At 65.3% G+C, this 21,418-nt stretch carries 22 protein-coding genes; 9 read left to right on the top strand and 13 right to left on the bottom strand.

The annotated features are described in order from the left end of the window. Positions 1–35 precede the first annotated feature (35 nt). Positions 36–701 carry a helix-turn-helix domain-containing protein gene (locus ACJYUO_RS08535; RefSeq protein WP_494344968.1) on the top strand — a complete coding sequence of 222 codons (666 nt, stop codon included), beginning with the start codon at positions 36–38 and terminating at the stop codon, positions 699–701. A gap of 7 nt (positions 702–708) precedes the next feature. On the opposite strand, the gene ACJYUO_RS08530 is transcribed toward ACJYUO_RS08535, so the two are convergent. The 3 genes from ACJYUO_RS08530 to ACJYUO_RS08520 all read right to left on the bottom strand — a co-directional run bounded on the left by ACJYUO_RS08530 (position 709) and on the right by ACJYUO_RS08520 (position 3,551). Next, entirely contained in the window at positions 709–1,710 is a 1,002-nt protein-coding gene (locus tag ACJYUO_RS08530; RefSeq protein WP_494344967.1) for an arsenic resistance protein, read from the bottom strand. 82 nt (positions 1,711–1,792) lie between these two features. Continuing rightward, positions 1,793–2,581, bottom strand: coding sequence for an ABC transporter permease (locus ACJYUO_RS08525; protein ID WP_494344966.1), 789 nt, complete (start codon positions 2,579–2,581; stop codon positions 1,793–1,795). Further along, positions 2,574–3,551 (bottom strand): ABC transporter ATP-binding protein, encoded by a 978-nt coding sequence (locus ACJYUO_RS08520; protein WP_494344965.1) that lies wholly within the window; start codon positions 3,549–3,551, stop codon positions 2,574–2,576. The genes ACJYUO_RS08525 and ACJYUO_RS08520 overlap by 8 nt, the downstream gene beginning before the upstream one ends. 111 nt (positions 3,552–3,662) lie before the next feature. On the opposite strand from ACJYUO_RS08520, the gene ACJYUO_RS08515 reads away from it, so the two are divergent. After that, positions 3,663–3,911 (top strand): PRC-barrel domain-containing protein, encoded by a 249-nt coding sequence (locus ACJYUO_RS08515; RefSeq protein WP_494344964.1) that lies wholly within the window; start codon positions 3,663–3,665, stop codon positions 3,909–3,911. Between the two features lie 32 nt (positions 3,912–3,943). On the opposite strand, the gene ACJYUO_RS08510 is transcribed toward ACJYUO_RS08515, so the two are convergent. The 3 genes from ACJYUO_RS08510 to ACJYUO_RS08500 all read right to left on the bottom strand — a co-directional run bounded on the left by ACJYUO_RS08510 (position 3,944) and on the right by ACJYUO_RS08500 (position 6,630). Further along, positions 3,944–4,738, bottom strand: a complete 795-nt coding sequence (locus ACJYUO_RS08510) for a class I SAM-dependent methyltransferase (protein WP_494344963.1) — start codon at positions 4,736–4,738, stop codon at positions 3,944–3,946. 60 nt (positions 4,739–4,798) lie between these two features. Then, entirely contained in the window at positions 4,799–5,668 is an 870-nt protein-coding gene (locus ACJYUO_RS08505) for a deoxyribonuclease IV (RefSeq protein ID WP_494344962.1), read from the bottom strand. Positions 5,669–5,793: 125 nt separating this feature from the next. Further along, positions 5,794–6,630 carry a lipoate--protein ligase family protein gene (locus ACJYUO_RS08500; protein ID WP_494344961.1) on the bottom strand — a complete coding sequence of 279 codons (837 nt, stop codon included), beginning with the start codon at positions 6,628–6,630 and terminating at the stop codon, positions 5,794–5,796. Between the two features lie 228 nt (positions 6,631–6,858). Between ACJYUO_RS08500 and ACJYUO_RS08495 the strand changes: the two genes are divergently transcribed. Next, positions 6,859–7,767, top strand: coding sequence for a serine/threonine-protein kinase RIO2 (locus tag ACJYUO_RS08495; RefSeq protein ID WP_494344960.1), 909 nt, complete (start codon positions 6,859–6,861; stop codon positions 7,765–7,767). Positions 7,768–8,007: 240 nt separating this feature from the next. Here the strand turns inward: ACJYUO_RS08495 and ACJYUO_RS08490 are convergent, their stop codons facing one another. Then, positions 8,008–8,706 (bottom strand): YqjF family protein, encoded by a 699-nt coding sequence (locus ACJYUO_RS08490; RefSeq protein ID WP_494344959.1) that lies wholly within the window; start codon positions 8,704–8,706, stop codon positions 8,008–8,010. A gap of 340 nt (positions 8,707–9,046) precedes the next feature. Here ACJYUO_RS08490 and ACJYUO_RS08485 point away from each other — a divergent pair, with 340 nt between their 5' ends. The 3 genes from ACJYUO_RS08485 to ACJYUO_RS08475 all read left to right on the top strand — a co-directional run bounded on the left by ACJYUO_RS08485 (position 9,047) and on the right by ACJYUO_RS08475 (position 12,450). Further along, positions 9,047–9,637: a 50S ribosomal protein L15e gene (locus tag ACJYUO_RS08485; protein WP_494344958.1), complete on the top strand. Its 591-nt coding sequence runs from the start codon at positions 9,047–9,049 to the stop codon at positions 9,635–9,637. A gap of 163 nt (positions 9,638–9,800) precedes the next feature. Next, a complete protein-coding gene (pdhA, locus tag ACJYUO_RS08480) occupies positions 9,801–11,957 on the top strand; it encodes a pyruvate dehydrogenase (acetyl-transferring) E1 component subunit alpha (RefSeq protein WP_494344957.1) in 2,157 nt (718 codons plus the stop codon). A gap of 58 nt (positions 11,958–12,015) precedes the next feature. Further along, a complete protein-coding gene (locus ACJYUO_RS08475) occupies positions 12,016–12,450 on the top strand; it encodes a universal stress protein (protein ID WP_494344956.1) in 435 nt (144 codons plus the stop codon). Positions 12,451–12,586: 136 nt separating this feature from the next. Here ACJYUO_RS08475 and glmS read toward each other — a convergent pair whose 3' ends face one another. The 3 genes from glmS to ACJYUO_RS08460 form a co-directional block, all read right to left on the bottom strand. Next, on the bottom strand, positions 12,587–13,033 hold the full coding sequence (gene glmS, locus ACJYUO_RS08470) for a methylaspartate mutase subunit S (protein ID WP_494344955.1): 447 nt from the start codon (positions 13,031–13,033) through the stop codon (positions 12,587–12,589). 200 nt (positions 13,034–13,233) lie between these two features. Beyond that, positions 13,234–13,944, bottom strand: coding sequence for a phosphoribosyltransferase family protein (locus ACJYUO_RS08465; protein WP_494344954.1), 711 nt, complete (start codon positions 13,942–13,944; stop codon positions 13,234–13,236). A 102-nt stretch (positions 13,945–14,046) separates the two neighbouring features. After that, positions 14,047–14,754 (bottom strand): helix-turn-helix domain-containing protein, encoded by a 708-nt coding sequence (locus tag ACJYUO_RS08460; RefSeq protein ID WP_494344953.1) that lies wholly within the window; start codon positions 14,752–14,754, stop codon positions 14,047–14,049. 174 nt (positions 14,755–14,928) lie between these two features. Between ACJYUO_RS08460 and ACJYUO_RS08455 the strand changes: the two genes are divergently transcribed. Beyond that, positions 14,929–15,540, top strand: a complete 612-nt coding sequence (locus ACJYUO_RS08455) for a methyltransferase family protein (RefSeq protein WP_494344952.1) — start codon at positions 14,929–14,931, stop codon at positions 15,538–15,540. A 3-nt stretch (positions 15,541–15,543) separates the two neighbouring features. Here the strand turns inward: ACJYUO_RS08455 and thrS are convergent, their stop codons facing one another. Both thrS and pyrE read right to left on the bottom strand, forming a co-directional pair. Continuing rightward, positions 15,544–17,493 carry a threonine--tRNA ligase gene (gene thrS / locus ACJYUO_RS08450; RefSeq protein ID WP_494344951.1) on the bottom strand — a complete coding sequence of 650 codons (1,950 nt, stop codon included), beginning with the start codon at positions 17,491–17,493 and terminating at the stop codon, positions 15,544–15,546. Between the two features lie 230 nt (positions 17,494–17,723). Then, positions 17,724–18,248 (bottom strand): orotate phosphoribosyltransferase, encoded by a 525-nt coding sequence (gene pyrE / locus ACJYUO_RS08445; protein WP_494344950.1) that lies wholly within the window; start codon positions 18,246–18,248, stop codon positions 17,724–17,726. 189 nt (positions 18,249–18,437) lie between these two features. On the opposite strand from pyrE, the gene lipP1 reads away from it, so the two are divergent. After that, positions 18,438–19,397 carry a LipP1 family hormone-sensitive lipase gene (lipP1, locus tag ACJYUO_RS08440; protein WP_494344949.1) on the top strand — a complete coding sequence of 320 codons (960 nt, stop codon included), beginning with the start codon at positions 18,438–18,440 and terminating at the stop codon, positions 19,395–19,397. A 72-nt stretch (positions 19,398–19,469) separates the two neighbouring features. Here the strand turns inward: lipP1 and ACJYUO_RS08435 are convergent, their stop codons facing one another. Then, complete coding sequence (locus tag ACJYUO_RS08435; RefSeq protein WP_494344948.1) at positions 19,470–20,015, bottom strand: CDP-2,3-bis-(O-geranylgeranyl)-sn-glycerol synthase; 546 nt, start codon at positions 20,013–20,015, stop codon at positions 19,470–19,472. A 207-nt stretch (positions 20,016–20,222) separates the two neighbouring features. Here ACJYUO_RS08435 and ACJYUO_RS08430 point away from each other — a divergent pair, with 207 nt between their 5' ends. Continuing rightward, positions 20,223–21,404 carry a M24 family metallopeptidase gene (locus ACJYUO_RS08430; protein ID WP_494344947.1) on the top strand — a complete coding sequence of 394 codons (1,182 nt, stop codon included), beginning with the start codon at positions 20,223–20,225 and terminating at the stop codon, positions 21,402–21,404. Positions 21,405–21,418: the final 14 nt, after the last annotated feature.

Genomic DNA, 21,418 nt, shown 5'->3' with positions numbered 1-21,418 from the left:
AACCACGCCGAAGCCTACCGACGGTATTCGCCACTATGCTACTCGCTACGTTGCTGATTGAGTATCCTATTCTCCGCGAAACGCTGTCTCGCGCGCCGAATGTGACGGTCACGTGGGAGCAGTCCGATCTGACCGAAGACGGCGACCACCAAATGCTCGTCTGGGTCGACGGCGACGAGTTCGCGGCGTTCGACGCCGGCCTCGAGGCCGATCCGACCGTCACCGATCCCGTCCGCGTGGTCGAGTTCGGCGATCGCCGTCTCTACCAACTCGAGTTGACGACGGAGGGGCACCGAGCGAGCGTCTACCCGCTCGTGGTCGAAGAAGGCGGCGTCTTACAGGACGTGACCGCGACAATCGAGGGGTGGCGCTTTCGCGTCGCCTTTCCGGACGACGAGGCGCTCGAGCGGTTTTACGCCTTCTTCAGGGACCACGATCTGGAGGTCGAACTGCGGAAGCTGTACGAGAAAGGACGGAGCGACGACGAGCCGGGGACGCGCTCGGAGTTCGGCGTGACGGAGTACCAACGCGAAGCGCTCGTCGCCGCCGTCGACGCCGGCTACCTCGACATTCCGCGGTCGTGCTCGCTCGCGGAACTCGGCGACCGGCTCGAGATCTCGCCGAACGCAACTTCCGAACGGTTTCGCCGCGGCGTGAAAACGCTCATCGAGAGCACGGTCTATCCCGCCGACCAGTCGTAGCACACGGTCACTCGTTCTCGGCGATACCGGGGGCCGAGATCGGCTGCGGAGCGTGCGGGACCAGCCACGCGGGGACGACTCGCGTGAGGACGACCATTCCGGTCAGTTCGACGAGCGTCTGCGTGACGACGACTGCCGGTGCCAGCTCGTAGCCCGCCGGGAGCGCCAGCGCCAGCGGGAGCACGACCAGCGAGTTCCGCGTCACTGACGTAAAGACGAGCGCGCGGCTCTCACCGGTATTCAATCGGAGAAGGCCGGCCACGACGCGACCCACTAAAGGCATGACGACCAGAAACGCGACGTAGACCGGGACGACAGCCGCGATCTGTCCGATCGAGTCCTGCACGCGAGGCAGTTGCGAGGCGATCACGACCAGCAGGGTCGCGCCCATCATCGGGACGGGGAGCCACCCCATCGTCGCCTGCCACCGGCGTCCGGTCGCCGACCGCGTCGCCCCCAGTTCGGTGAGCCACGCGAGCGTCAGCGGCAGCGCGATGAGCAGCAGGAATGCCTCGAGGAACGGTTCCGGATCGACGGAGGCGGCGATCCGACTCCCCATGAACAGCCAGAGGTAGCCCGGCAGCAGGAGCAACTGGAGGACGAAGAGCGCTGGCGTCGCGGCGGTGAGCTGTTCGGCGTCCCCGTCGGCGAGGTCGGTAAACGGGATGACGTAGTCGATACAGGGCGTCAGCAATACCATGAACGCGCCGACGAGGAGAACCGGCTCCTGCGGGAGGAACCGGGTGAGCCCGTAGACGACGGTCGGGACGACGAGGAAGTTCACCCCGAGCGCACCGGCAATGAACCGGCCGTTCGTAAACGCCGCACGGAACCGACCGAACGGAATCTCGAGGAAGGTCACGTACAGGAGCACCGCCAGAACGGGGGTGATGAGCCGCTCGAAGACCGGCGCGGCCGCCGGCCGCGCCAGACCGACGCCGACGGCGAGCAGGACCGAGACCGCGTAAACGGCGATCTGGTGGCGCTGGACCCACTCTTTGGAACGCATTACCGGACGTTGGTGCGAAGCGCGTAAATCAGGCGCGGTCTCTCAGTACCTACCGGAGATTGGCTGAGAATCGGGACGGCGATCAGGGAATGTCGCTCCGGCGGAACCAGAGTTGGGCCGCGATCAGGAGGACGACGGTCATCGCGACGAGGATCCCCGCGCCGACGAGGTCGTAGCTCCCCTCGAGCAGGATTTCGTTCGGATCGTAGTACCGCATCGGCGCGATCGCGCCGACGGGTTCGGCGTCGGTACCGGTCAGGAGCGACTCGGAGAGAAAGAGCGCGAACGTGACGCCGAGCGCGACCCGCTGGGCGATCGCCGCGCGGTCGAAGACGACCGACGCGAGCAGGCCGATCCCCGCACAGGCAAAGAGGTAGGGGATCGAGAGGAGATGGACCGCGAGTACGTCCGTCGCGGCGAGGGGGTGGTCGATCAGTCGCGCGCCGACGTAGACGACGACCAGCGGCAGGACGTTCGCGCCGACGATCGGGACCGCCATCGCGGCGAATCGCTCGCCGACCAGCCGCCTTCGGGAGATCGGCATCGCCAGCAGCACGTCCATCCGTCCGCGGTCGACGTCGTCGGCGATCGTCCCCGCCGTGGCGTAGGCCAGATACAGCCCCAATAAGATGACCCACCCGAACGTGTAGAGTTCGAACGAGAGGAACCCGCCAAGACTGGCCATCGTCTGGACGCCCATCACCTGCAAAATCGGCTCGGGATAGGCGGCCAGCAGTTGCTCCAGATCGACCTCGGCCTCGAACGAGGGATAGACCCAGATGACCATCGCGGCCAGCAGTGAGAGTCCAATCGAGAGATAGAGGCTGCCCCGAACCCGATGCCGGCCGTCGTACCGCGTCAGTTCAAACATCGTCGTCACCCCCGTCGTCCGTCGCGGTGACACCGGCGGCCACGCGGTCGCTTCCGCTCGGCCTATCCGCACCGTCACCGCCGTAGAACCGCATGAAAACGTCCTCGAGCGGCGCTTCCTCGATCGAGAGATCGAGCAGCCGGTAGGACCGAAGCGCCTCGAGCAGTGCGTTGACGTCGCCGGTGTACGTGAACACGTACTCGGTCCCGCCGCTCGAGACGCTCTCGGTGTCGGTCTCGAGGTCGTGGACGCCGTCGATCTCGAGGGACTGCACCGGGATCGACTCCGCGGCGTGTAACCGGACGAGTTTGCCGCTCCTGTCCAGCAGCGATTCGACCGGTTCGACCGTGACCAGCCGGCCGTTTCGGATGATGCCGACCCGATCGCACAGCTTTCGGACCTCGCTCAGGATGTGCGAGGAGAAAAACACCGTCAGTCCGCGCTCCCGTTCGGCCCGGAGAAACTCCGTAAACCGCTGCTGGAGTAACGGGTCCAGTCCGCTGGTGGGCTCGTCGAGGATCACCAGCTCGGGATCGTGCATGAACGTCGTCACGAGCCCCAATTTCTGGACGTTCCCCCGCGAGTAGGCCCGTATTTCGCGGTCCAGTGGTGGGGCGAACAGCTCGAGCAGTGCGGCGCTTCGCTCGTCGCCCTTGATCGAGCCGTGCAGGTCGAGGATTTCCTGCCCGGTCGCCGTCTCGTCGAACGCCGGGCTGTCCGGAAGGTAGCCGATTTGACGCTTGGCCTCGAGCAGTTGTTCCTCGTCGGTCACGTCGCGGCCCAGCAACCGCGCCGAGCCGGCGGTCGGCGAGATGAACCCGAGCAACGTTCTGATCGTCGTCGTCTTGCCCGCGCCGTTCGGGCCGAGGTAGCCGAATATCTCGCCGCGCTCGACGTCGAACGTGACGCCGTCGTTAGCGAGTACCTCCCCGTAGTCTTTGGTGAGCCCCTCGAGTTCGATCGCAGCCATACGTGCTATTGGCGGCGTGACACCATTGCTGTGGCGGTCCGACGGGTAGAGAGGCCTCCTGACAGCCCGCATGACCAAACTCATTTAGTATCGGACGTGGCCCGGGGACGTATGAGCGAGATACTGGCACGAACTCTCGGCGGAAAGCCCGTCGTCGGAATCGACGGCACTGACTTCGGCACGCTCTCTACCATCACGATGGATCTCGAATCCGGCGCACTCTGTGATCTCGTCGTCGACGCTCGCGGGCAGACTTCGGCGGCTGACCCCGCTCGAGCCGACGACGATGGCCGGCTCGAGATTCCCGTCAGCCGCGTCGAAACCGTAAACGATCAGATCGTCGTTCAATCTGCCGAGTGAGCGCGGTCCGCGGGTGATCGTACCCGTTGCCGTCACACCCGCCCGACGGTTACGAAGAACGGAACCGCTTCCTCGCGGCGGTACTCCCCCGCTTCCATCTGATCGATGACGGTCCGCCCCATCTCTCGCCACGACCCGCGGAGGTCGTCGTACTCCGTCTCGGTCAACGCCCCCGAGAGCATCGTCTCGCGGTCGTCGGCCAACCCCGCCCCGGTCGCCTTCCGGCGGGCCGCGACCAGCGCCGGCTCGCCATAGGGCGGCTCGACCGTCCGAGCGTGGTCGTACCGGCGCGTATCGCACACCTCGAGTCCCGCCGTCTCGAACGCCTCGCGGGCGTCGGCTCCGAGCGACACGTCCGTCCCCACGCCGTCGAGGTAGGCTCGCCGTGCCCGGCGTTCGAGGTCGCTTTCAGCGTCGACGCTCGAGTCGACCTCGACGGCGGCGTTGTCGGGTTCGACGGCGGCGACGAGGTCACGCGAGACGCGGGCGAACTCGGCCAGCGCCGCTGCGGGTTCGGGCAAATTGATCAGCAAAGCCTGACAGACAACGAGATCGAACGCGTCGTCCGGAAACGGCAGCCGAACGGCGTCGCCGGCGACGACCGGCACGTGCTCGCTCGCGGTCGCGAGCAGGTCGGTGTCGGCGTCACAACCGATCACCTCGCCCGGCGATTCCGCCTCGAGGACGCGGCTCAGTTCGCCGGTGCCACAGCCCACGTCGAGAATCCGGTCGCGAGAATCGAGACCGAGCGGTTCGAGGGCCGCCCGGGAATCGGCCCACATCCCCTCGCGGGTCCGGCTGAGATAGGATTCGGAGAACTCGCGCACGGGCCGTCCTACGGCGATGTCGAGTAAAAACGGGTCGGTTTCGCGAGCGCTCGAGACGGGTTACTCGTCCCGCAGTTCTCGGACCGTCTCGATGTTCCACGCGAAGCCGCGGCCGTCCTCGGTCGGCGTCTCGAGGGCGAAGGGCAGGTCCCGCAAATCGGGGTGGTTCACGATCGCCTTCATGCCGTCCTCGCCGATGTAACCCTCGCCGATGTGGGCGTGTTCGTCCTTGTGGGTTCCCACGTCGTGTTTCGAGTCGTTGAGGTGGATGTACTCGAGGTACTCCAGTCCGACCTCGTCGTCGAAGCGGCCGACGGTCTCGTCGACGGCCTCGGGCGTCGTGAGGTCGTTGCCCGCGACGAGCGTGTGCGCGGTGTCGATACAGATGCCGATGTCTGTCTCGGTGCGGTCGATGATCCCCGCGAGGTGTGCGAATTCGCCCCCGAGTTTCGTCCCGCTGCCCGCGTCGGACTCGATAAGGATCGTCACGTCCTCGGGCACCTCGAGGTCGTCGATGACGCTCGCGGCGTTGTCGAGGCCGCCTTCGACGCCCGCGCCGGTGTGGGCCCCGAGGTGGACGTTGACGTACGGAATCCCGAGGCGGTCGGCGGCGTCGAGTTCCGCCTGCATGCTCTCCATGGACTTCCGGCGGAGGTCGTCTTTCGGCGTACAGAGATTGACGAGATACGACGAATGGATGACCCACGGCCCCTCGAGTTCCTCGTCGGACTCCGCCCGGAAGCCCGCGGCGGCCTCGTCGCCGATTTCGGGCTGTTGCCAGACCTGCGGCGAGGTCGTAAAGATCTGGCCGCAGTTGCCGCCGAAGGCGAGCTGGCGGTGGACCGCGTTGCGCAGGTCGTCGTACGGCGGAGTTTTCTCGTCGGACGAGACGCGCGAACCGGAGATCGAAACGTGTGCACCGACCTTCATGGCCACTCGTCAGTACCGGTTCGTGATAGGTACTTCGGAGCGAGCCGACGCGCCCCGAGTCGCCGGAATTGACGCCGCCGAGAGCCTCGAGCGCGCACCGGAGAACGGCCCGCCGATCGCGGCGGTCACCCTTCCCCGACCTCGAGTTCCTCCCGGTCCCGAACCCACCCGTCGGATCCGAACTTCCGGGCGGCGAGGTCCCGCGCGGCCTCGAGTTCACTGTCCTGCCACGTGGATTCCTCGGCGTCACACCAGTCCCGCAACGAATTCCCGATCGTCTCGACCGCATCGTCGCGGTCGATCCCCGCCTCGTCACGGATGCTCGTCACCCGGTCAGTGAAGGTCGACTCCGCGAGTTCAGTATCGAAAACCCCGACGTGTGCCCGGGGCTCGAGAGCGTAACTGATCGATCCGTGCTGGATGACCACGTCGCGCTGGCGGTACTGGGCGTTGCCGCTGATCTTCTTCGCGTCCGCTCCCGTCTCCGCCGGCGCGACGATGTCGTGAGCTGGATTGATGTCCCGTAGATAGCACGAGGGCTGGTAGATGGCGTCCTGTTCGGCCGACGCGAAAGCGGCGTCGACGCCCATTCGGTCGAAGGCCTCGAGGATCGGCTCGCAGAACAGTTCGTAACAGTCCATCAGGTTCCCCGGGACCTCGTCGGCGGGAGCCACGATCGTATAGGAGACGTCGGCGACCCGGTCATGGTAGATCCCGCCGCCGCCGGTCTGTCGTCGGGTAACGTCGATCCCCTCCCGCTCGCAAAAGTCCCAGTCGACTGTCTCGGCATCCTGTCGGTACCCCAGCGAGAGCGTGCTCGGCTCCCACGAGTAAGTACGAACCGTTCGAATCCCGTTCTCGAGGGCCGTCCGCGCCGCGATCTCCTCGAGCGCCATCTGCGTCGCTCCGTTGCGGGGTTCATCCCGGATTAGCCGCCAGTCTCGATCGGCCAGTGCCGTCATACGAGACGCCACGCGGACGAGGTGGAAAGTGATTCCGACAGCACGGACGTTTCGTATAGCACTAATTAATTTATGACTGGCCAAACGGCGCGTGGAACGCGACTCGAGCCGAGATCGATACCGATGAGACGGTCTCAAATCCGGACTTCGGTCGTCCGAACGGCACCGACACCACCAGTGCCGGCGCTCGTCACGCCGTTTTTACGTACACGCCGGCTACCCCCTCCTATGGTGCGAAACGTCGCCGGGTTGCTCCCGGAACTCGAGGACGAGGACTTCTATCTCCTCTCGGGGGTCGAACAGGGGATGCGCTTCTCCGAGTGGGTCCAGCGGGAGAAGCTCCCGAAGTTCGCCAATCTGACCGAGGAGGAAGTCGACTATCGGCTCGAGCGCTGTCTCAAGCGCGGGTTAGTCGAGAAGAAGACGATCCAGTACGAGGGCTATACGCTGCAGTTCGAGGGCTATGACGTCCTCGCGTTGCGAGCGCTCGTCGAACAGGATACGATCTCTGAGTTCGGCTCGCCGCTTGGCGTCGGCAAAGAAAGCGACGTCTACGAGGTCAAGTCGTACAAACCGCTCGCGCTGAAGTACCACCGCGAGGGGTATACGAACTTCCGGAAAGTCCACAAGGAGCGAGATTACACCTCGGACAACGACCACGTTTCGTGGATGTACACCGCCCGAAAGGCCGCCGAGCGCGAACACGAGATCTTGGAGGAACTTTACCCGGATGTGGCGGTCCCCCAACCGATCGGCCAGAACCGCCACGCCATCGTCATGGAGAAGATGGACGGCGTCGAACTCTCCCAAACCCGGCTCGAGGACGAGCAGGTACTCGGCGTCCTCGAGTTGCTACTGAGCGAAATGGCGCGCGCGTACGCGAACGGGTACGTCCACGCCGACATGAGCGAGTACAACGTTTTCGTCAACGAGGACGGCGTCAAAGTCTTCGACTGGCCCCAGGCCGTGCCGACGGACCACGAGAACGCAGCGGAGTTCCTGCGGCGCGATCTGACGAACATCGTCGGCTACTTCCGCCGAAAGTATCCCCAGCACGTCCCCGACGACCTCGCGAGCGACGATATTGCCGACACCATCGAGGACGAGTCTTTCGAGTCGATCGAGGCCCACCTGTAGCAACTCGGAATCGAATTCGGTAGCTCTCGCTCGAGGGGCTTCGGCTCGCTCTGTTTCTCGGTTTCTCGGCTCGAGTACCGCTTGCGATCGATCGAGAGCGACGCGCTTGCGACTCGGTTGCTGATTCGGTCAACGCGCGGTTTGGGTCGGTATAAATCAAATAACGCGATATCAAATGAGTGGATGAGCTGTATGCTCGAGAACTGACCCACCACGACACAGGAAAGGCTCCGTCTCTCGTCAGCGCTTCCAGCGCTTGCTCCGTCCGGCGACGACGTCCACGCCCGGGCTGTAGTAGCGGATTGGATCCGCGTCGGGCAGTCGAAATCCGTTTGCGGTAAACAGCGTGTTCGTTTCGACGTCGGCGGTCGCCGGGTAGAGCGTCCACGGCTCGTGGTCGACCTCGGTGTATCGCAGCGAGCCGTCGGGTGCCTCGGTGTAGAATCGGTACCGCTCGAGGAGGAACCGAGCCAGCGGGTCGTCCGTCGCCGTGAACGGTTCCCCCGCAGGGCCGTACGTGGCGTCGTAGGCCGCAGGTCGCGCGCCGGGGTGGCGTCGCCGACTCGAGAAGTCCACGCGGCCGTCGTCGGTGCGGGCGAGCGAAATCCGCGCGTAGTAGTACGGAAGATGCTGGAAGCACCGGGCACCGATCACGCTCGCCACCCCCGCCGCATCGAGGCTGAAGAAGTAGACCCCCGGCTCGCCGTCGCAGGTGACGTACGTCCGGAGATTGAGTTCGGGCAACGGTATGCCCAGCCGCGCGGGAACCCCTCGCGGGCGAACGGCGACGTTGGTAAAGGGAACGACCGAGAGCCACCCGGAGCCGTCGTGTTCGTCGACGGCGAGCCGGTCGGGAAGGTGTGCCTCGAGCAGGTCCGCATCGACCGGCCAGTTTTCGAACAGGAGGTTCCGCCACCCCATTTCCAGCGGGAGTACCATACGGTCTTATTGTTCACTTGACTGATACCGGTTTCCGTTCCGCGGTATCGGTCGCTCGAGTGATCTCACAGCGGCCGATCGTCGGCTGACGGACTCGGATGACAAAGATGCCCCTGCCCCTATCGGCCCCTGTCAAGGAACGTCATCGAGAAGCGCTAGCACGTCGTCTCAGCGAGTTCGAAGCCCTTATACTCGAGAGTTGGGAAGGATGAGTAGACTCGCTGGTTCGCGCGGGCATCAGCGGGCACCTGTACGGCACCGCCGCCACAGGTCGGGATGTGATCCGCGGGGCACGCGCCCCGGTCGGGATTGAACCACGCAACGCCCGCGGGTGAATACAATGGCAGAAAGCTTCTATTCCCACATCAAGGACGCATGGAAGGACCCCGACGACGGCAAGCTCGGGGAACTGCAGTGGCAGCGCAAACAGGAGTGGCGCGATCAGGGTGCGATCGAGCGAATCGATCGCCCGACGCGTCTCGACAAGGCACGCGAACTCGGCTACAAGGCCAAACAGGGCATCATCGTGACCCGGGTCTCGGTCCGGAAAGGGACCGCCCGGAAGCAGCGACACAAAGCCGGTCGACGCTCGAAGCGCCAGGGTGTCAACCGCATCGGGCGGCGCAAGAACATCCAGCGCATCGGTGAGGAGCGCGTCTCCCGAAAGTACCCCAACATGCGGGTGCTCAACAGTTACTGGGTCGGTGAAGACGGCTCGCAGAAGTGGTTCGAAGCGATCCTCGTCGACCCGAACCACCCCGCGATCGAGAACGACGACGATCTCAGCTGGATCTGCGACGACGACCACACGAACCGCGCGTTCCGCGGTCTCACCAACGCCGGCAAGGCAAACCGCGGTCTGAACAACCGCGGCAAGGGCGCGGAGAAGGTCCGACCGTCCAACAACGGCGGCCAAGGCCGCGCGAAGTAACGCAGGCACACCGCGACCGGTTTTCACGCCGATTTTTCTGCGGGCCGACTCGAGTCAGAGCGACTGCACCGCGAGTTACTGAAGCGCCGCGGCCGATGTCGACCCGAGCCCGACGCGCCATAGCCGAGGCGGGCACTAAGTGTGCGAGCGTCGTACCGTCCGTATGCCACGCTCCGAGGTCGCCACGTTCTCGGTCGACCGCGTCGAGATACTCGAGGAAGACGGCCGCGTCGACGAGTCGCTCGAGCCCGATATCGACGACGAGCGGCTGCTCGAGTGGTATCGGACGATGAAGCGGTCGCGGCGACTCGATCGGCGGATAATCGCCCTCCAGCGGCGGGGGGAGCTGGGAACGTTCGCGCCAGCAACCGGACAGGAGGCCGCACAGGTCGGTAGCACCGCGGCCCTTTCCGAGACCGACTGGACGGTGCCCGCGTTCCGCGAGCATCCATCGGCGCTGGCTCGCGGCGGCTCCGCGCAGGCGATCATCGAGTACGCGATGGGCCTCGAGGAGGGCGGCGAGCCGCCCGCGAACGTGCCGATCATGCCGCCGTCGATCGCCGTCGGAACCCAGCCGCTCCACGCCGCGGGGATCGGCTGGGCGGAGGCGATGAACGACACCGATTCGGTCGCGCTCACCTACTTCGGCGACGGGGCGACCAGCGAGGGGGAGGTTTACGAGGCGATGAATCTGGCGGGGGTCTACGAGGCCCAGACGGTCTTTTTCTGCCAGAACAACCAGTACGCGATCTCGACGCCGCTCGAGAAACAGACCCGGGCGGCGACGCTCGCCCAGAAGGCCGTCGCCGCGGGCATCGAGCCGATTCAGGTCGACGGCAACGATATTCTCGGCGTCTACGCGGTGACGAAGGAGGCCAGAGAGCGCGCTCGCCGCGGTGTCCCGACGCTGATCGAGGCGACCACGTACCGACGGGAGATGCACACTACCGCGGACGATCCCTCCGTCTATCGGACCACCGAGGAAGAGGAGGAGTGGGAGCCGCTTGACCCGATCTTGCGGTTCGAGCGCTACCTCCGCGAGCGCGGCGTGGTCGACGACGAAACGGTCGACACGATCGAGTCCGAGATCGAAACCGACCTCGAGGCGGCCCTCGAGCGGGCCCGGGAGACGGAAACGAACGCCGACCCGGTCGATATGTTCGATACTACGTACGCGGAGCGGCCGCCCTATCTCGAGCGCCAGCGCGAGGCGTTCCTTGCGGACGAGGGGTATACGGTCGCACCCGCGACGGAGAGCCAGCGCAGCGATGGCGGGTCCTCGACGGCGGACGTGGGTGCTGGCGACGCGAACGGCTCCAGCAGCGCCGACGACGACATCGACGCGGACCTCGAGAACGCCGAGCGACTGAACATGGTCGAGGCGATCCGGGAGACCCTACACGCCGAACTCGAGCGGGACGACGACGTGCTCGTCTACGGGCAGGACGTCGGCGTCGACGGCGGCGTCTTCCGTGCGACACAGGGGCTCATCGACGCCTTCCCGGGACGGGTCCACGACGCGCCGGTCGCGGAAGCGGGCATCGTCGGCCTCGGCGTCGGCCTCTCGGCGGCGGGCTACCGGCCGGTCGCCGAGATCCAGTTCGCCGGGTTCACCTTTCAGGCGTTCGACCAGATCCATCAGCACCTCTCGCGGATGCGTGCTCGCTCGCGCGGCGAAATCACCTGCCCGATGGTGATCCGCGCGCCCTACGGCCTCGGCGTCTCGGCCCTCGAGCACCACTCTGAGAGCTACGAGGCGGGCTACGCCCACATCCCCGGCCTGAAGGTCGCGATTCCCTCGACGGCTCAGGACGCGGCCGGGCTGCTCCGATCGGCCGTGCGGAGCCCCGATCCGGTCCTCTTCCTCGAACCGATGGTGCTCTATCGGGCGGCCCGGCGGCCGGTTCCTGAGGAGACGGTCGTCCCGCTGGGCGAGGCGCGCGTGGTCGACTCGGGGACCGACGCCACCGTCGTCGCGTGGGGTGCGATGGTTCCCGAAGTCGAGGACGCGGTCGACGACCTCGCCGCCGATATCGAGGTGGTCGACCTGCGGACGATCAGCCCGATGGACACCGAGACCGTCCTCGAGTCGGTCCGGAAGACCGGCCGCTGTGTCGTCGTTCACGAGGCTCCACGCACTGGCGGGTTCGGTGGCGAGATCGCGGCTCGAATCTCGGACGAGGCGGTCTGGTATCTCGAGGCTCCGATCGAGCGGGTGACCGGGTACGACGTGCCCGTTCCCCTCCCGGCCCGCGAGGATGCCTATCGGCCCGACCGGAACCGGATCCGGGCGGCGATCGAGCGAGTGCTCGCCGCGTAGCTCCCGCCACCTCGGAGTCGGAGGTGGACTTATTTCGTCGGCCGGTGAAATGGTGTGTATGGCACGACACGTTCTCGTCGCGGTCGACGACTCGAAACAGTCGACCGAGGCGCTCGAGTTCGCATGTACGGAGTATCCGGAGGCGACGATCACCGCGATCTACGCCCTCGATCCGGGCGAGTTCTACGCGGTCAGCGGCGTCGAGGGAACCGCGATGGCCAACTACGACGAGATACAGAGCCGCCACGAGGAGCGGGCCGAGGAGATCCTCGAGACGGCGCGCGAACAGGCGGCCGAACACGGCGTCGAGATCGAGACGGAGCACGTCGTCGGCGGCGTCTCGCGGTCGATCGTCGATTACGCCGCCGAGAACGGCGTCGACCACATCGTCGTCGGCAGCCACGGGCGGACGGGCGCGAGCCGGATCCTGCTGGGCAGCGTCGCGGAGACGATCGCCCGCCGGTCGCCGGTGCCGGTAACGATCGTTCGGTAGGTAACCGGTCGCTGACGGCGACACAGTCGACGTGGCCCATCTCGATCACACGTTTTCGTTTTTCGAAAGGCAAAAGCCAAAACAGCAGTCGCTAGGCGGTCGCGTTACGCGTTACGGAAAAACGGAGCCGAAATCGTCAGACCGAGACGGTCCGGCCTTCCCGTTCGCTCTCGGGCGGGCGAACGTCGAGATCGGCCTTCAGGGCCTCGATCGCTTCCTCGGGATCTGTCTCGGAGTCGAAGACCCGATCGAATCCCATCTCCCGGAAATGCGTGCGCGTTTCGTCGAAATCGTCCTGTCCGACGGCGAGGTTGCCACCGATGTAGGTCGTGACCTCGAGGTCGGAGTCGGCGATTCGCTGGTGAAAGCCCTCGCAGTCCTGCTTGGCGTGTCCGTAGAGCGATGAGACGAGTACAGCCTCGGCGTCGTTGGCGGATGCGGCTTCGACGAACTCTGCCTGGGAGCTCTGGACCCCCAGGTTGACGACGTCGAAGCCAGCTGCCTCCAGCGCCTGTTCGAGGATGGTAATCCCGACGACGTGTGCGTCGGACCCGATCACGCCGAGGATGACTGTCTCAGTCATGTGCGTACCACTACGAACCGCGGGGAGCACCATAAACCTAATGATTAATAATTTGGTAATGGTTCACACGGTCGCCATCCTGCGAATACGTGACGAATTTTCGCGTCTCCGGCGGTCGATAAACACCTGTTTACTCTCGGGAAAAATCGTCACTCGAACGTTTCGTCGGAGAAGATGACTCGAGTCGAACGGGCAGCCGATCAGACGCTCGTGAGTGCGCCGACCGGCGCGTCGGTGTGGTCACGGGCGCGTCGGATGCCGTCCTCACCGGCCGCGATGAGGGCGAAGACGCCGGCGACATCCGCCTCGGCGGTGTGAGCGATGTCGAGCAAGAGCTCTTGGGTCTCGCCCGAGCGGATGAGGTCGTCGACCACGAGGACGGATTCGCCGGGATCGATCGCCGAAGCCGGCAGGTAGTAGGTGAGTTCGATCCCCGACTGCAGGCGCTGGCGGGCCTCGATGAACTCCTCGACGGCGGTCTCCTTGCTCTTCTTCGCGTAGGCACAGCGGACGCCGTAGTAGCTCGCGAGCGCGGCCGCGAGCGTGATCCCGTCCGTCGCGGCGGTGAGGACGACATCCGGCCGGTCGAAGTCGAACCCGTTCGCGATCACCGGCGCGGCCAGATCGAGGAAGGGCTGATCGAAGACCGTGGCGCTGTTGTCGACATAGCCCTCGTCATCGACGCGGATCCGCGCCTCGAGTTCCTCGCTCAACGCCTCTCGGCCGAGGTCGTCGACGACCTCGCGGGCGCGTTCGGCTCCGGGAAGAACGTGCCCGTTGACGTATCGGTTGAGATCGCCCGCCGGGAGCCCCGTCGTCTCGGCGAGTTCGTCGTAGGTCCGCGTCTCTTTGAGCATCCGCAACACGTCGACGGCCCGTAGCTGGAGGGCCGCCTTCTCGGCTCGGTTCATACTCGTATGCACGATTCCGCAACTATGGGTATTACGATCGGATTCAAATTCGGAATCAGCACGAACGTGGCTCACTCGAGCGAGGCGACGGCACTCGCCTCGTCACCCTGTGGGTGCGTCGCGCTCGCGGCTCGTCGTCCCCCGCCCGTAGCGCCGGACTAATCGCCGCATGATCCGTCCTTGTGCCTTCTGAAGGAGCGTCGCAGCCGTACTCGAGGCACACCCCAGTCGGTCGGCGACGGCCTCGACGCCCGCCTCCCGGGGGACCTCGTAGTAGCCGGCGGCGACGGCGGCTTCGACCGCCTCGAGTTGGCGGTCGGTGAGATCGCCAGTCAGGGGCGCGTGCTTGCGGTCGTACTCCCCGATCGCGCGAACGGTAACGTCGATCTCGTCGGGGAGTCCCTCGAGCATCGCCCGTAGGTCGTCGCCGTCGCCGACGATCGTCATGTAGAACGCGGCCTCGGAATCGTAGATCACAGGCGGCACGATGACGAGGTCGAGCGCGGCGAACGATTCGCGCCAGCGGACGTCCGCCTCGCGGGTCTCCTGACAGATGTAGACGTAAAAGGAGTCGTCGTCGATCGGCGTCAGGTCGTACCAGCGGACCGAATCGACGGCCTCGATGGCCTCGACGTACGCCTCGCGGTCGGCCTCGGCGTAGAACAGTTCGTACTCGCGGTCACCCTCGGGGCCGAGGATATTCCACGCGCGGAGTTCCTCGTAGCGGACCGCGTCTCCGTCGCGGATGAACCGCTGCATGGGATGGAGCATCCAGTCGGGCTGGCGGAGCCGGACATCGAGATACTTCATCGTCGGTGACTCGATGACCGACCCGGCTACATATAAATTCCCTAGTGTGTCCGTGAGAAGCGCCAGATCGATCGCCGGCCGACGGTGACGTATGACGACGCTCGATTCATTCCGTCCGCCGAAAGTCGCGCTATATCCACGATCACTCGAGTCGCTGCTTGCGGTGAGACACCGATGACCGATGCGCTGACGAGCGCCGCGTTCGCCGCGGGTATTGGCCTCGCACTCGCGAACCTCACGGGAATCGTCGCCAGTGCGCTGGGCCTGCTCGAGTACTGGCCACCGGGCGAACGAGATTGGACCTACTACGCCCACTGGGGCATCTCGCACTCGCTCAACGTTGTCATGCTCGCGCTCACGTATCTCACTTGGAACAGCCTCGGTCTGCCACGGGACCCGTCGCTGCTCGCGGGTGCCGTGCTGTTCATCGCCGGCTATGCCGTCGCCATCGCGTCCGGGCTGGACCTCGGGGTCGAGGAAACGAAAGGGCTCGCGGGCGACCTGCGAACCGGTGGCTGGTATCGCTACTCGAGGAATCCCCAGTACGTCGGCTATATCGTCGCGACGGTCGGGTTCGCGCTGCTGGCGAACTCCGCGCCCGTGACCGTTGTCTGCGCAATCTACCTCGGCTGGTGGTTCTCGCTGCCGTTCGCCGAGGAGCCGTGGCTACGTGAGCGATACGGTGAGGAGTACGAGCGCTACGCCGAACGTGTGCCGCGGTTCGTCGGGGTGCGGACGGTTCGCGTAATCGTCGACGCGGGCGAAAAACCGGTCACTGGCGACTAACGGTCAGTCCTGCAAGAAGTCCGGTTCCGTCCGCTGCTCGTCGATTTCGCTGTCGAGGTGCTGTTTGAACTCCTCGATTTCGACATCGTACTCCTGGTCCTCGAAGCGATCGCGCACCGAGATGTTGCCGTCTTCCTCCTCGTTGTCGCCGACGATGATCTGGTAGGGGACCCGGTCGTCGTGGGCCGCGCGGATCTTTCGCTCGAGGGTGGAGTCGCGGCCGTCGACCTCGACGCGGAAGTCGTCGAACTCGTTTGCCACGCGGTGGGCGTAGCCGAGGTTATCGTCGGAGATCGGCAGCACGCGGACCTGTTCGGGCGCGAGCCAGAGCGGGAACCGACCCTCGTAGTGCTCGATGAGCATCATGAAGAACCGCTCGTAGCTGCCGTAGAGCGCGCGGTGGATCATGACTGGTCGGTGTTCCTCGTTGTCCTCGCCGACGTAGTTCAGGTCGAACCGCTCGGGCATGTTGAAGTCGAGTTGGACCGTCGGGCCGTCCCACGAGCGACCGATGGCGTCCTCGAACGCGAAGTCGATCTTCGGCCCGTAGAACGCGCCGTCGCCCTCTTCGACCTCGTAGTCGTGGGCGCGGTTCTCGAGGACGTTCTCGAGTTGCTTCTCCGCACGAGACCAGATCTCGTCGGAGCCGACCGACTTCTCGGGGCGGGTGGCCAGTGCCATCTCGTACTCTAAGTCGAACGTCTCGAGGACGTCGGTGATCATGTCCATGATCTCCTCGACCTCCTGTCGAATCTGGTCGGGTCGGATGAACAAGTGGCCGTCGTCGATCGTGAACGCCCAGACTCGGGAGAGCCCGGAGAGTTCGCCGCGTTGCTCCTTGCGGTAGACCTTGCCGTTCTCGGCATAGCGGATCGGCAGGTCCCGATAACTCCAGGAGTGGTCCTGGAAGATGGCGGCGTGGCCGGGACAGTTCATCGGCTTCAGGCCGAACTCGTCGTCGCCGACGTCGAAGATGAACATGTCGTCCTGGTAGTTCTCGTAGTGGCCAGACCGGTGCCACAGATCCGTCTTGAAGACGTGGGGCGTCTCGACGTAGTCATAGCCCGCGTCCTCGTTGAGGTCTTTGACGAATGCCTCGAGTTCCGAGAGGACGGTCTTCCCGGCGGGGTGATAGAGCGGCAATCCGGGCCCGGTCACGTCCTGAATCGAGAACAGATCCATCTCGTTGCCGATCCGGCGGTGATCGCGCTTCTCGGCCTCCTGCTTGCGCTCGAGGAAGTCTTCGAGGTCGCTCTCGTCTTCGAAGGCCGTCCCGTAGATCCGGGTCTGCATCGTGTTCTCCTCGTCGCCGCGCCAGTAGGCACCCGCGATCTCGAGCAGTTCGATCGCGCCGATCTCGCCCGTCGAGTCGACGTGCGGGCCGGCACAGAGGTCCTCCCACTCGCCCTGCGTGTAGAACGTGACCGTGTCGTTTTCCTCGGCGAACTCCGCGAGCAGTTCGAGTTTGTACGGCTCGTCGGCCAGTCGCTCCTCGGCCTCATCGATCGAGACGACCTCGCGCTCGATGTCGTAGTCCGCCTCGATGATCGCTTCCATCTCGTCTTCGAGGTCGACGAGGTCTTCCTCGTCGATATCGAGCTCGTCGAAGTCGTAATAGAAGCCCTCGTCCGTCGGCGGGCCGATCGCGAGTTTGACCGTGTCTTCGTCGTACAGGCGTTCGACCGCTTGCGCGAGACAGTGCGCTGCCGAGTGGCGCATGACTTCGAGGTACTCCTCGCTGCCGTCGGTGATGATCTCGAGTTCGGCACCGTCGTAGACCGGCTGCTCTTTGGCGACGAGGTCGCCGTCGAGTTTGCCGGCGACCGTGTCGCTGCCGAGGCCCGGCCCGATCTCGTAGGCGCAGTCTTCGACCGTCGCATCGGCGTCGACTTCGAGTTCGGATCCGTCTGGCAGTACGACCGTTAGCTGCTCCTGTGAGTCTGATTCTGACATGGCTGTGGATATGGTGAAAATCCGGTGGCGTGTCCGCGCCGTTCCGTACACTGGTCGATCGCCGTCGACACAATACACGGTAGGTGGGAATTAGAAACGGGCAAACGCCCCTGTAAAGCGGACACCTACCATCGTGGCTACGGGTACTCTCGAGCGGAATAAAAGCATTGTGATGGGGATCGGACGGCGGGACCGTCGATCCCTCGAGCAGGGTGTCTCCGGATCGGCGGCTACTGGCTCTCGAGCAGGTCGCTTGCGGTCACCAGCGACTCCATCTCGACGCCGGCGTCCTCGACGTTCTCACGGCCACCCTCTTCGCGGTCGACGACGACCAGCGCGCGCTCGACGGTCGCGCCCGCCTCTCGGAGCGCCTCGACAGCCTCGACCAGACTCGTCCCCGTCGTCACGATGTCCTCGACGACGACGACCTCCTCGCCGTCCTCGAGTCGGCCCTCGATCAGGTTGCCGGTGCCGTACTCCTTGCGCTGTTTGCGCGCGATGACGTAGGGGACGCCGGCCGCGACGCTCGTCGCGGCGGCCAGTGGCACCCCACCCAGCGCGACGCCGCCGAGTTTGTCGTCGGCCGCGAGGCGATCGGCGAAGGCCGTCGAGATGGCTTCGAGACAGTCCGGATCGGTCTCGAAGAGGTACTTGTCCACGTAGTACTCGCTGGTGCCGCCGTGGGAGAGTTCGAACTCGCCGAACTGGACGGCGTCGGCCTCACGGAGGGCGTCGATGAGTGCCTGATTCGTCATTGCTCGAGAGAGCGGACCGCACCGAAATAAGCGGTGTGGAACGGGACCGTCGAAAACGGCGCGCTCAAATCATATTAGCGGGATCGATCCGCCCATATCCGACAGGGAATCGGCGCGAATCGCCCGAGTGCGGCGTGCCGGACGTTGGTGTGATATCTTTTTTGTCCGTCCGGACAACTGTGTGCCACGATGTCACCCAAGCGCGCAGCGGAACCACACCCCGACGTACAGGCGTTTCTCGAGCTCTACGAGTCCCTCGATGCGCCGGCGTTCAGCGAACTCACGCCAGCGGAAGCGCGGCGAAACTTCGAGGAGATGCGCGCGACCGACGAGCCCGAAATCGAACTCGCGAGCGTTGAGGACCACACCATCGACGGGCCACACGGCGACCTCACGGTCCGGCACTACGACCCCGGCACCGAGGGCGCGAACCGGCCCGTGATCCTGTACGTCCACGGCGGCGGCTGGGTCGTCGGGAGCGTCGACACCCACGACGGCGTCTGCCGAAAGCTGGCCGCCGACTCGGGCTATCCCGTCGTCAGCGTCGACTACGGGCTCGCGCCGGACCACCCGTTTCCGGACGGACTCGAGGACTGTTATGCCGCCCTCGAGTGGGTAGCCGAGGCGGCCGACGGCCTCGAAGCGGATCCGGACGAGATCGTCGTGGCCGGCGACAGTGCGGGCGGTAGTCTCGCGGCGGGGCTGTCGTTGCTCGTCCGGGACCGGGGCGGCCCGGACATCGCCTATCAGTTGCTAGTCTACCCCAGTGTCGGCGACGCGACCGTGACCGAGGCCTACGAGCGGAACAAGGAGGGCTACTTCCTCACGGAGGACGACATGGCGTGGTTCCGAAGCCACTACTTCGAGAGCGAGATCGACATGGGCAACGTCTACGCGTTCCCCCTCCTCGCGGACGATCTCTCGGGGCTGCCGCCCGCGACGATCATCACCGCCGGCTTCGACCCGCTACGCGACGTCGGCGCGGCGTACGCCGGCCGACTCGCGGACGCTGGCGTCCCCGTCGAGTACCACAACTACGACGACATGATCCACGGCTTCTTCAGCATGATTTCCGACCCCGTGAATCTGGATCGTGCTCACGAAGCCCACGACGCCGCCGTTTCGGATCTACACGCAGCGCTCGAGTAGCGACGAGACGAGATCACTACGCGCCGGTTTCCACAAAAATTCAGAACGGGAAGGGTCGGCTCGAGCGGCGGGCTACCACGGCTCGTTCTTCAGTCCGAGCTTGTACGCGATCATGTTCGTCGCCACGTGGAGGATCGGCGTGAGGACCACGACGACGAGGACGACCTCGAGCGTGAACCACTCGCGGAACCACTCGAAGTCGAGCAGGGCGACCAGCGGGAGCGAGACGACGACGAAGTCCAGTTGGTCGAGACCGGGGAACATTGCGCCGCGCTGGCGGCCGGTCCGGCGCTTGAGGAAGGACGCGAGGATATCGCCGAGCATCGCACCGCCGGCGAGGCCGAGCGCGGCGAGCGGGGTAAACGCCGGGACGGCGAACCCGAGCGCGCCGCCGACGCCGTCGGCGAGGACCGTCAACACGGCCGCGAGCGCAAGACCCGCCGTGATACCCATCGCCGTGCCGCGCCACGTCTTGCCGTCGCCGAGGACGCGCTTTTCGCCCCACGTCCGCCCGCCGTCGATCGGCCGTCCACCGCCGGCCAGCACCGCGGCGTTGTTTGGGACGTAGGCGGGCAACATCGCCCAGAACGCGATCACGATAGTCTCGAGTACTGCCATATTCGCCGGGACGAACCCGCGTGTCTTAACCGGCGGTGGTTCGGTCGAGCAGTTTTGCGGTGCTCGAGTCGGATCACTACGACCCGGCAGAGGGACTGCCGACCGTTCTCGAGACGAACGACGAGGTCGTATACAGTATCTGTATTCAATATACACGAAAAGTTTTTAGCACTCCTAATCGATGCACGTCGTAGACGCCCTGTTACCATGCCACGAGAGCATATCTTCGACGAAGCCGAGTACGATCGGCGGGTCGCTCGGACGAAAGAGCGGTTGCGCGAGCAGGATCTCGACGCGATCGTCGTCGCCGACCCGGCGAACATGAACTACCTCACCGGCTACGACGGCTGGTCGTTCTACGTCCATCAGGCCGTGGTAGTCACGCCCGACCGGGACGAACCCGTCTGGATCGGCCGCGACATGGACGGCGGCGGCGCGCGGGCGACGACCCACCTCGGCGACGACAGTATCCGCGCCTACAGCGACGACCACGTCCACTCGCCCCACGACCTCCACCCGATGGACTACGTCGCGGGCGTCTTAGAGGAACTCGAGGTCGCGGACGGCCGGATCGGCCTCGAGATGGACGCCGCCTACTTCACCGCGAAATCCTACACCCGATTGCAGCAGAACCTCCCCGAGGCCGAGTTCGAGGACGCGACGCTGTTGGTCGGCTGGGTCCGGATCAAGAAATCGGAGCAGGAACTCGAGTACATGCGCGAGGCCGCCCGCATTTCGGAGAACGCGATGCAGGCCGGACTCGACGCCATCGAGGAGGGTGTGCCGGAGTACGAGGCCGCGGCCGCGATCTACGAGCAACTGATCACCGGGACCGAGGAGTACGGCGGGGACTACCCCTCGATCGTCCCGCTGATGCCCTCGGGCGACCACACCGGCACGCCGCATCTCACGTGGACCGACCGGGAGTTCGAGGACGGCGACCCGGTCATCATCGAACTGTCGGGCTGCCGGCACCGGTATCACTCCCCGCTCGCTCGCACTACCTTCGTCGGCGACCCGCCCGCGGAACTCGAGGAGACCGCCGAGATCGTCGTCGAGGGACTCGAGGCGGCACTCGACGCCGCCGAACCCGGCGTGACCTGCGAGTCGGTCGAAAAGGCGTGGCGCGAGACCATCGCCCAGTACGGCCTCGAGAAGGAAGACCGGATCGGCTACTCGATGGGACTGGGCTACCCGCCGGACTGGGGCGAACACACCGCGAGCATTCGGCCCGGCGACGAGACCGTCCTCGAGGAGGACATGACCTTCCACATGATTCCGGGCATTTGGACGGACGAGATCGGCATGGAGATCAGCGAGACGTTCCACGTGACCAGCGACGGTGCCGAGACGCTCGCGGATTTCCCGAGAGAGCTTTTCACAACGTAACGCGGCTCATACCG

Source organism: Natrinema sp. CRL1 (genome assembly GCF_059162405.1).
The sequence above is the reverse complement of the archived record's forward strand: the minus strand, read 5'-3'. Positions and strand labels throughout refer to the sequence as shown.

Bases quoted from the DNA above. Each gene is read 5' to 3' on its own strand.
- ACJYUO_RS08535 (WP_494344968.1), top strand. From the start codon at position 36: ATGCTACTCGCTACGTTGCTGATTGAGTATCCTATTCTCCGCGAAACG.
- ACJYUO_RS08530 (WP_494344967.1), bottom strand. From the start codon at position 1,710: ATGCGTTCCAAAGAGTGGGTCCAGCGCCACCAGATCGCCGTTTACGCG.
- ACJYUO_RS08525 (WP_494344966.1), bottom strand. From the start codon at position 2,581: ATGTTTGAACTGACGCGGTACGACGGCCGGCATCGGGTTCGGGGCAGC.
- ACJYUO_RS08520 (WP_494344965.1), bottom strand. From the start codon at position 3,551: ATGGCTGCGATCGAACTCGAGGGGCTCACCAAAGACTACGGGGAGGTA.
- ACJYUO_RS08515 (WP_494344964.1), top strand. From the start codon at position 3,663: ATGAGCGAGATACTGGCACGAACTCTCGGCGGAAAGCCCGTCGTCGGA.
- ACJYUO_RS08505 (WP_494344962.1), bottom strand. From the start codon at position 5,668: ATGAAGGTCGGTGCACACGTTTCGATCTCCGGTTCGCGCGTCTCGTCC.
- ACJYUO_RS08500 (WP_494344961.1), bottom strand. From the start codon at position 6,630: ATGACGGCACTGGCCGATCGAGACTGGCGGCTAATCCGGGATGAACCC.
- ACJYUO_RS08495 (WP_494344960.1), top strand. From the start codon at position 6,859: ATGGTGCGAAACGTCGCCGGGTTGCTCCCGGAACTCGAGGACGAGGAC.
- ACJYUO_RS08490 (WP_494344959.1), bottom strand. From the start codon at position 8,706: ATGGTACTCCCGCTGGAAATGGGGTGGCGGAACCTCCTGTTCGAAAAC.
- ACJYUO_RS08485 (WP_494344958.1), top strand. From the start codon at position 9,047: ATGGCAGAAAGCTTCTATTCCCACATCAAGGACGCATGGAAGGACCCC.
- pdhA (WP_494344957.1), top strand. From the start codon at position 9,801: ATGCCACGCTCCGAGGTCGCCACGTTCTCGGTCGACCGCGTCGAGATA.
- ACJYUO_RS08475 (WP_494344956.1), top strand. From the start codon at position 12,016: ATGGCACGACACGTTCTCGTCGCGGTCGACGACTCGAAACAGTCGACC.
- glmS (WP_494344955.1), bottom strand. From the start codon at position 13,033: ATGACTGAGACAGTCATCCTCGGCGTGATCGGGTCCGACGCACACGTC.
- ACJYUO_RS08465 (WP_494344954.1), bottom strand. From the start codon at position 13,944: ATGAACCGAGCCGAGAAGGCGGCCCTCCAGCTACGGGCCGTCGACGTG.
- ACJYUO_RS08460 (WP_494344953.1), bottom strand. From the start codon at position 14,754: ATGAAGTATCTCGATGTCCGGCTCCGCCAGCCCGACTGGATGCTCCAT.
- ACJYUO_RS08455 (WP_494344952.1), top strand. From the start codon at position 14,929: ATGACCGATGCGCTGACGAGCGCCGCGTTCGCCGCGGGTATTGGCCTC.
- thrS (WP_494344951.1), bottom strand. From the start codon at position 17,493: ATGTCAGAATCAGACTCACAGGAGCAGCTAACGGTCGTACTGCCAGAC.
- pyrE (WP_494344950.1), bottom strand. From the start codon at position 18,248: ATGACGAATCAGGCACTCATCGACGCCCTCCGTGAGGCCGACGCCGTC.
- lipP1 (WP_494344949.1), top strand. From the start codon at position 18,438: ATGTCACCCAAGCGCGCAGCGGAACCACACCCCGACGTACAGGCGTTT.
- ACJYUO_RS08435 (WP_494344948.1), bottom strand. From the start codon at position 20,015: ATGGCAGTACTCGAGACTATCGTGATCGCGTTCTGGGCGATGTTGCCC.
- ACJYUO_RS08430 (WP_494344947.1), top strand. From the start codon at position 20,223: ATGCCACGAGAGCATATCTTCGACGAAGCCGAGTACGATCGGCGGGTC.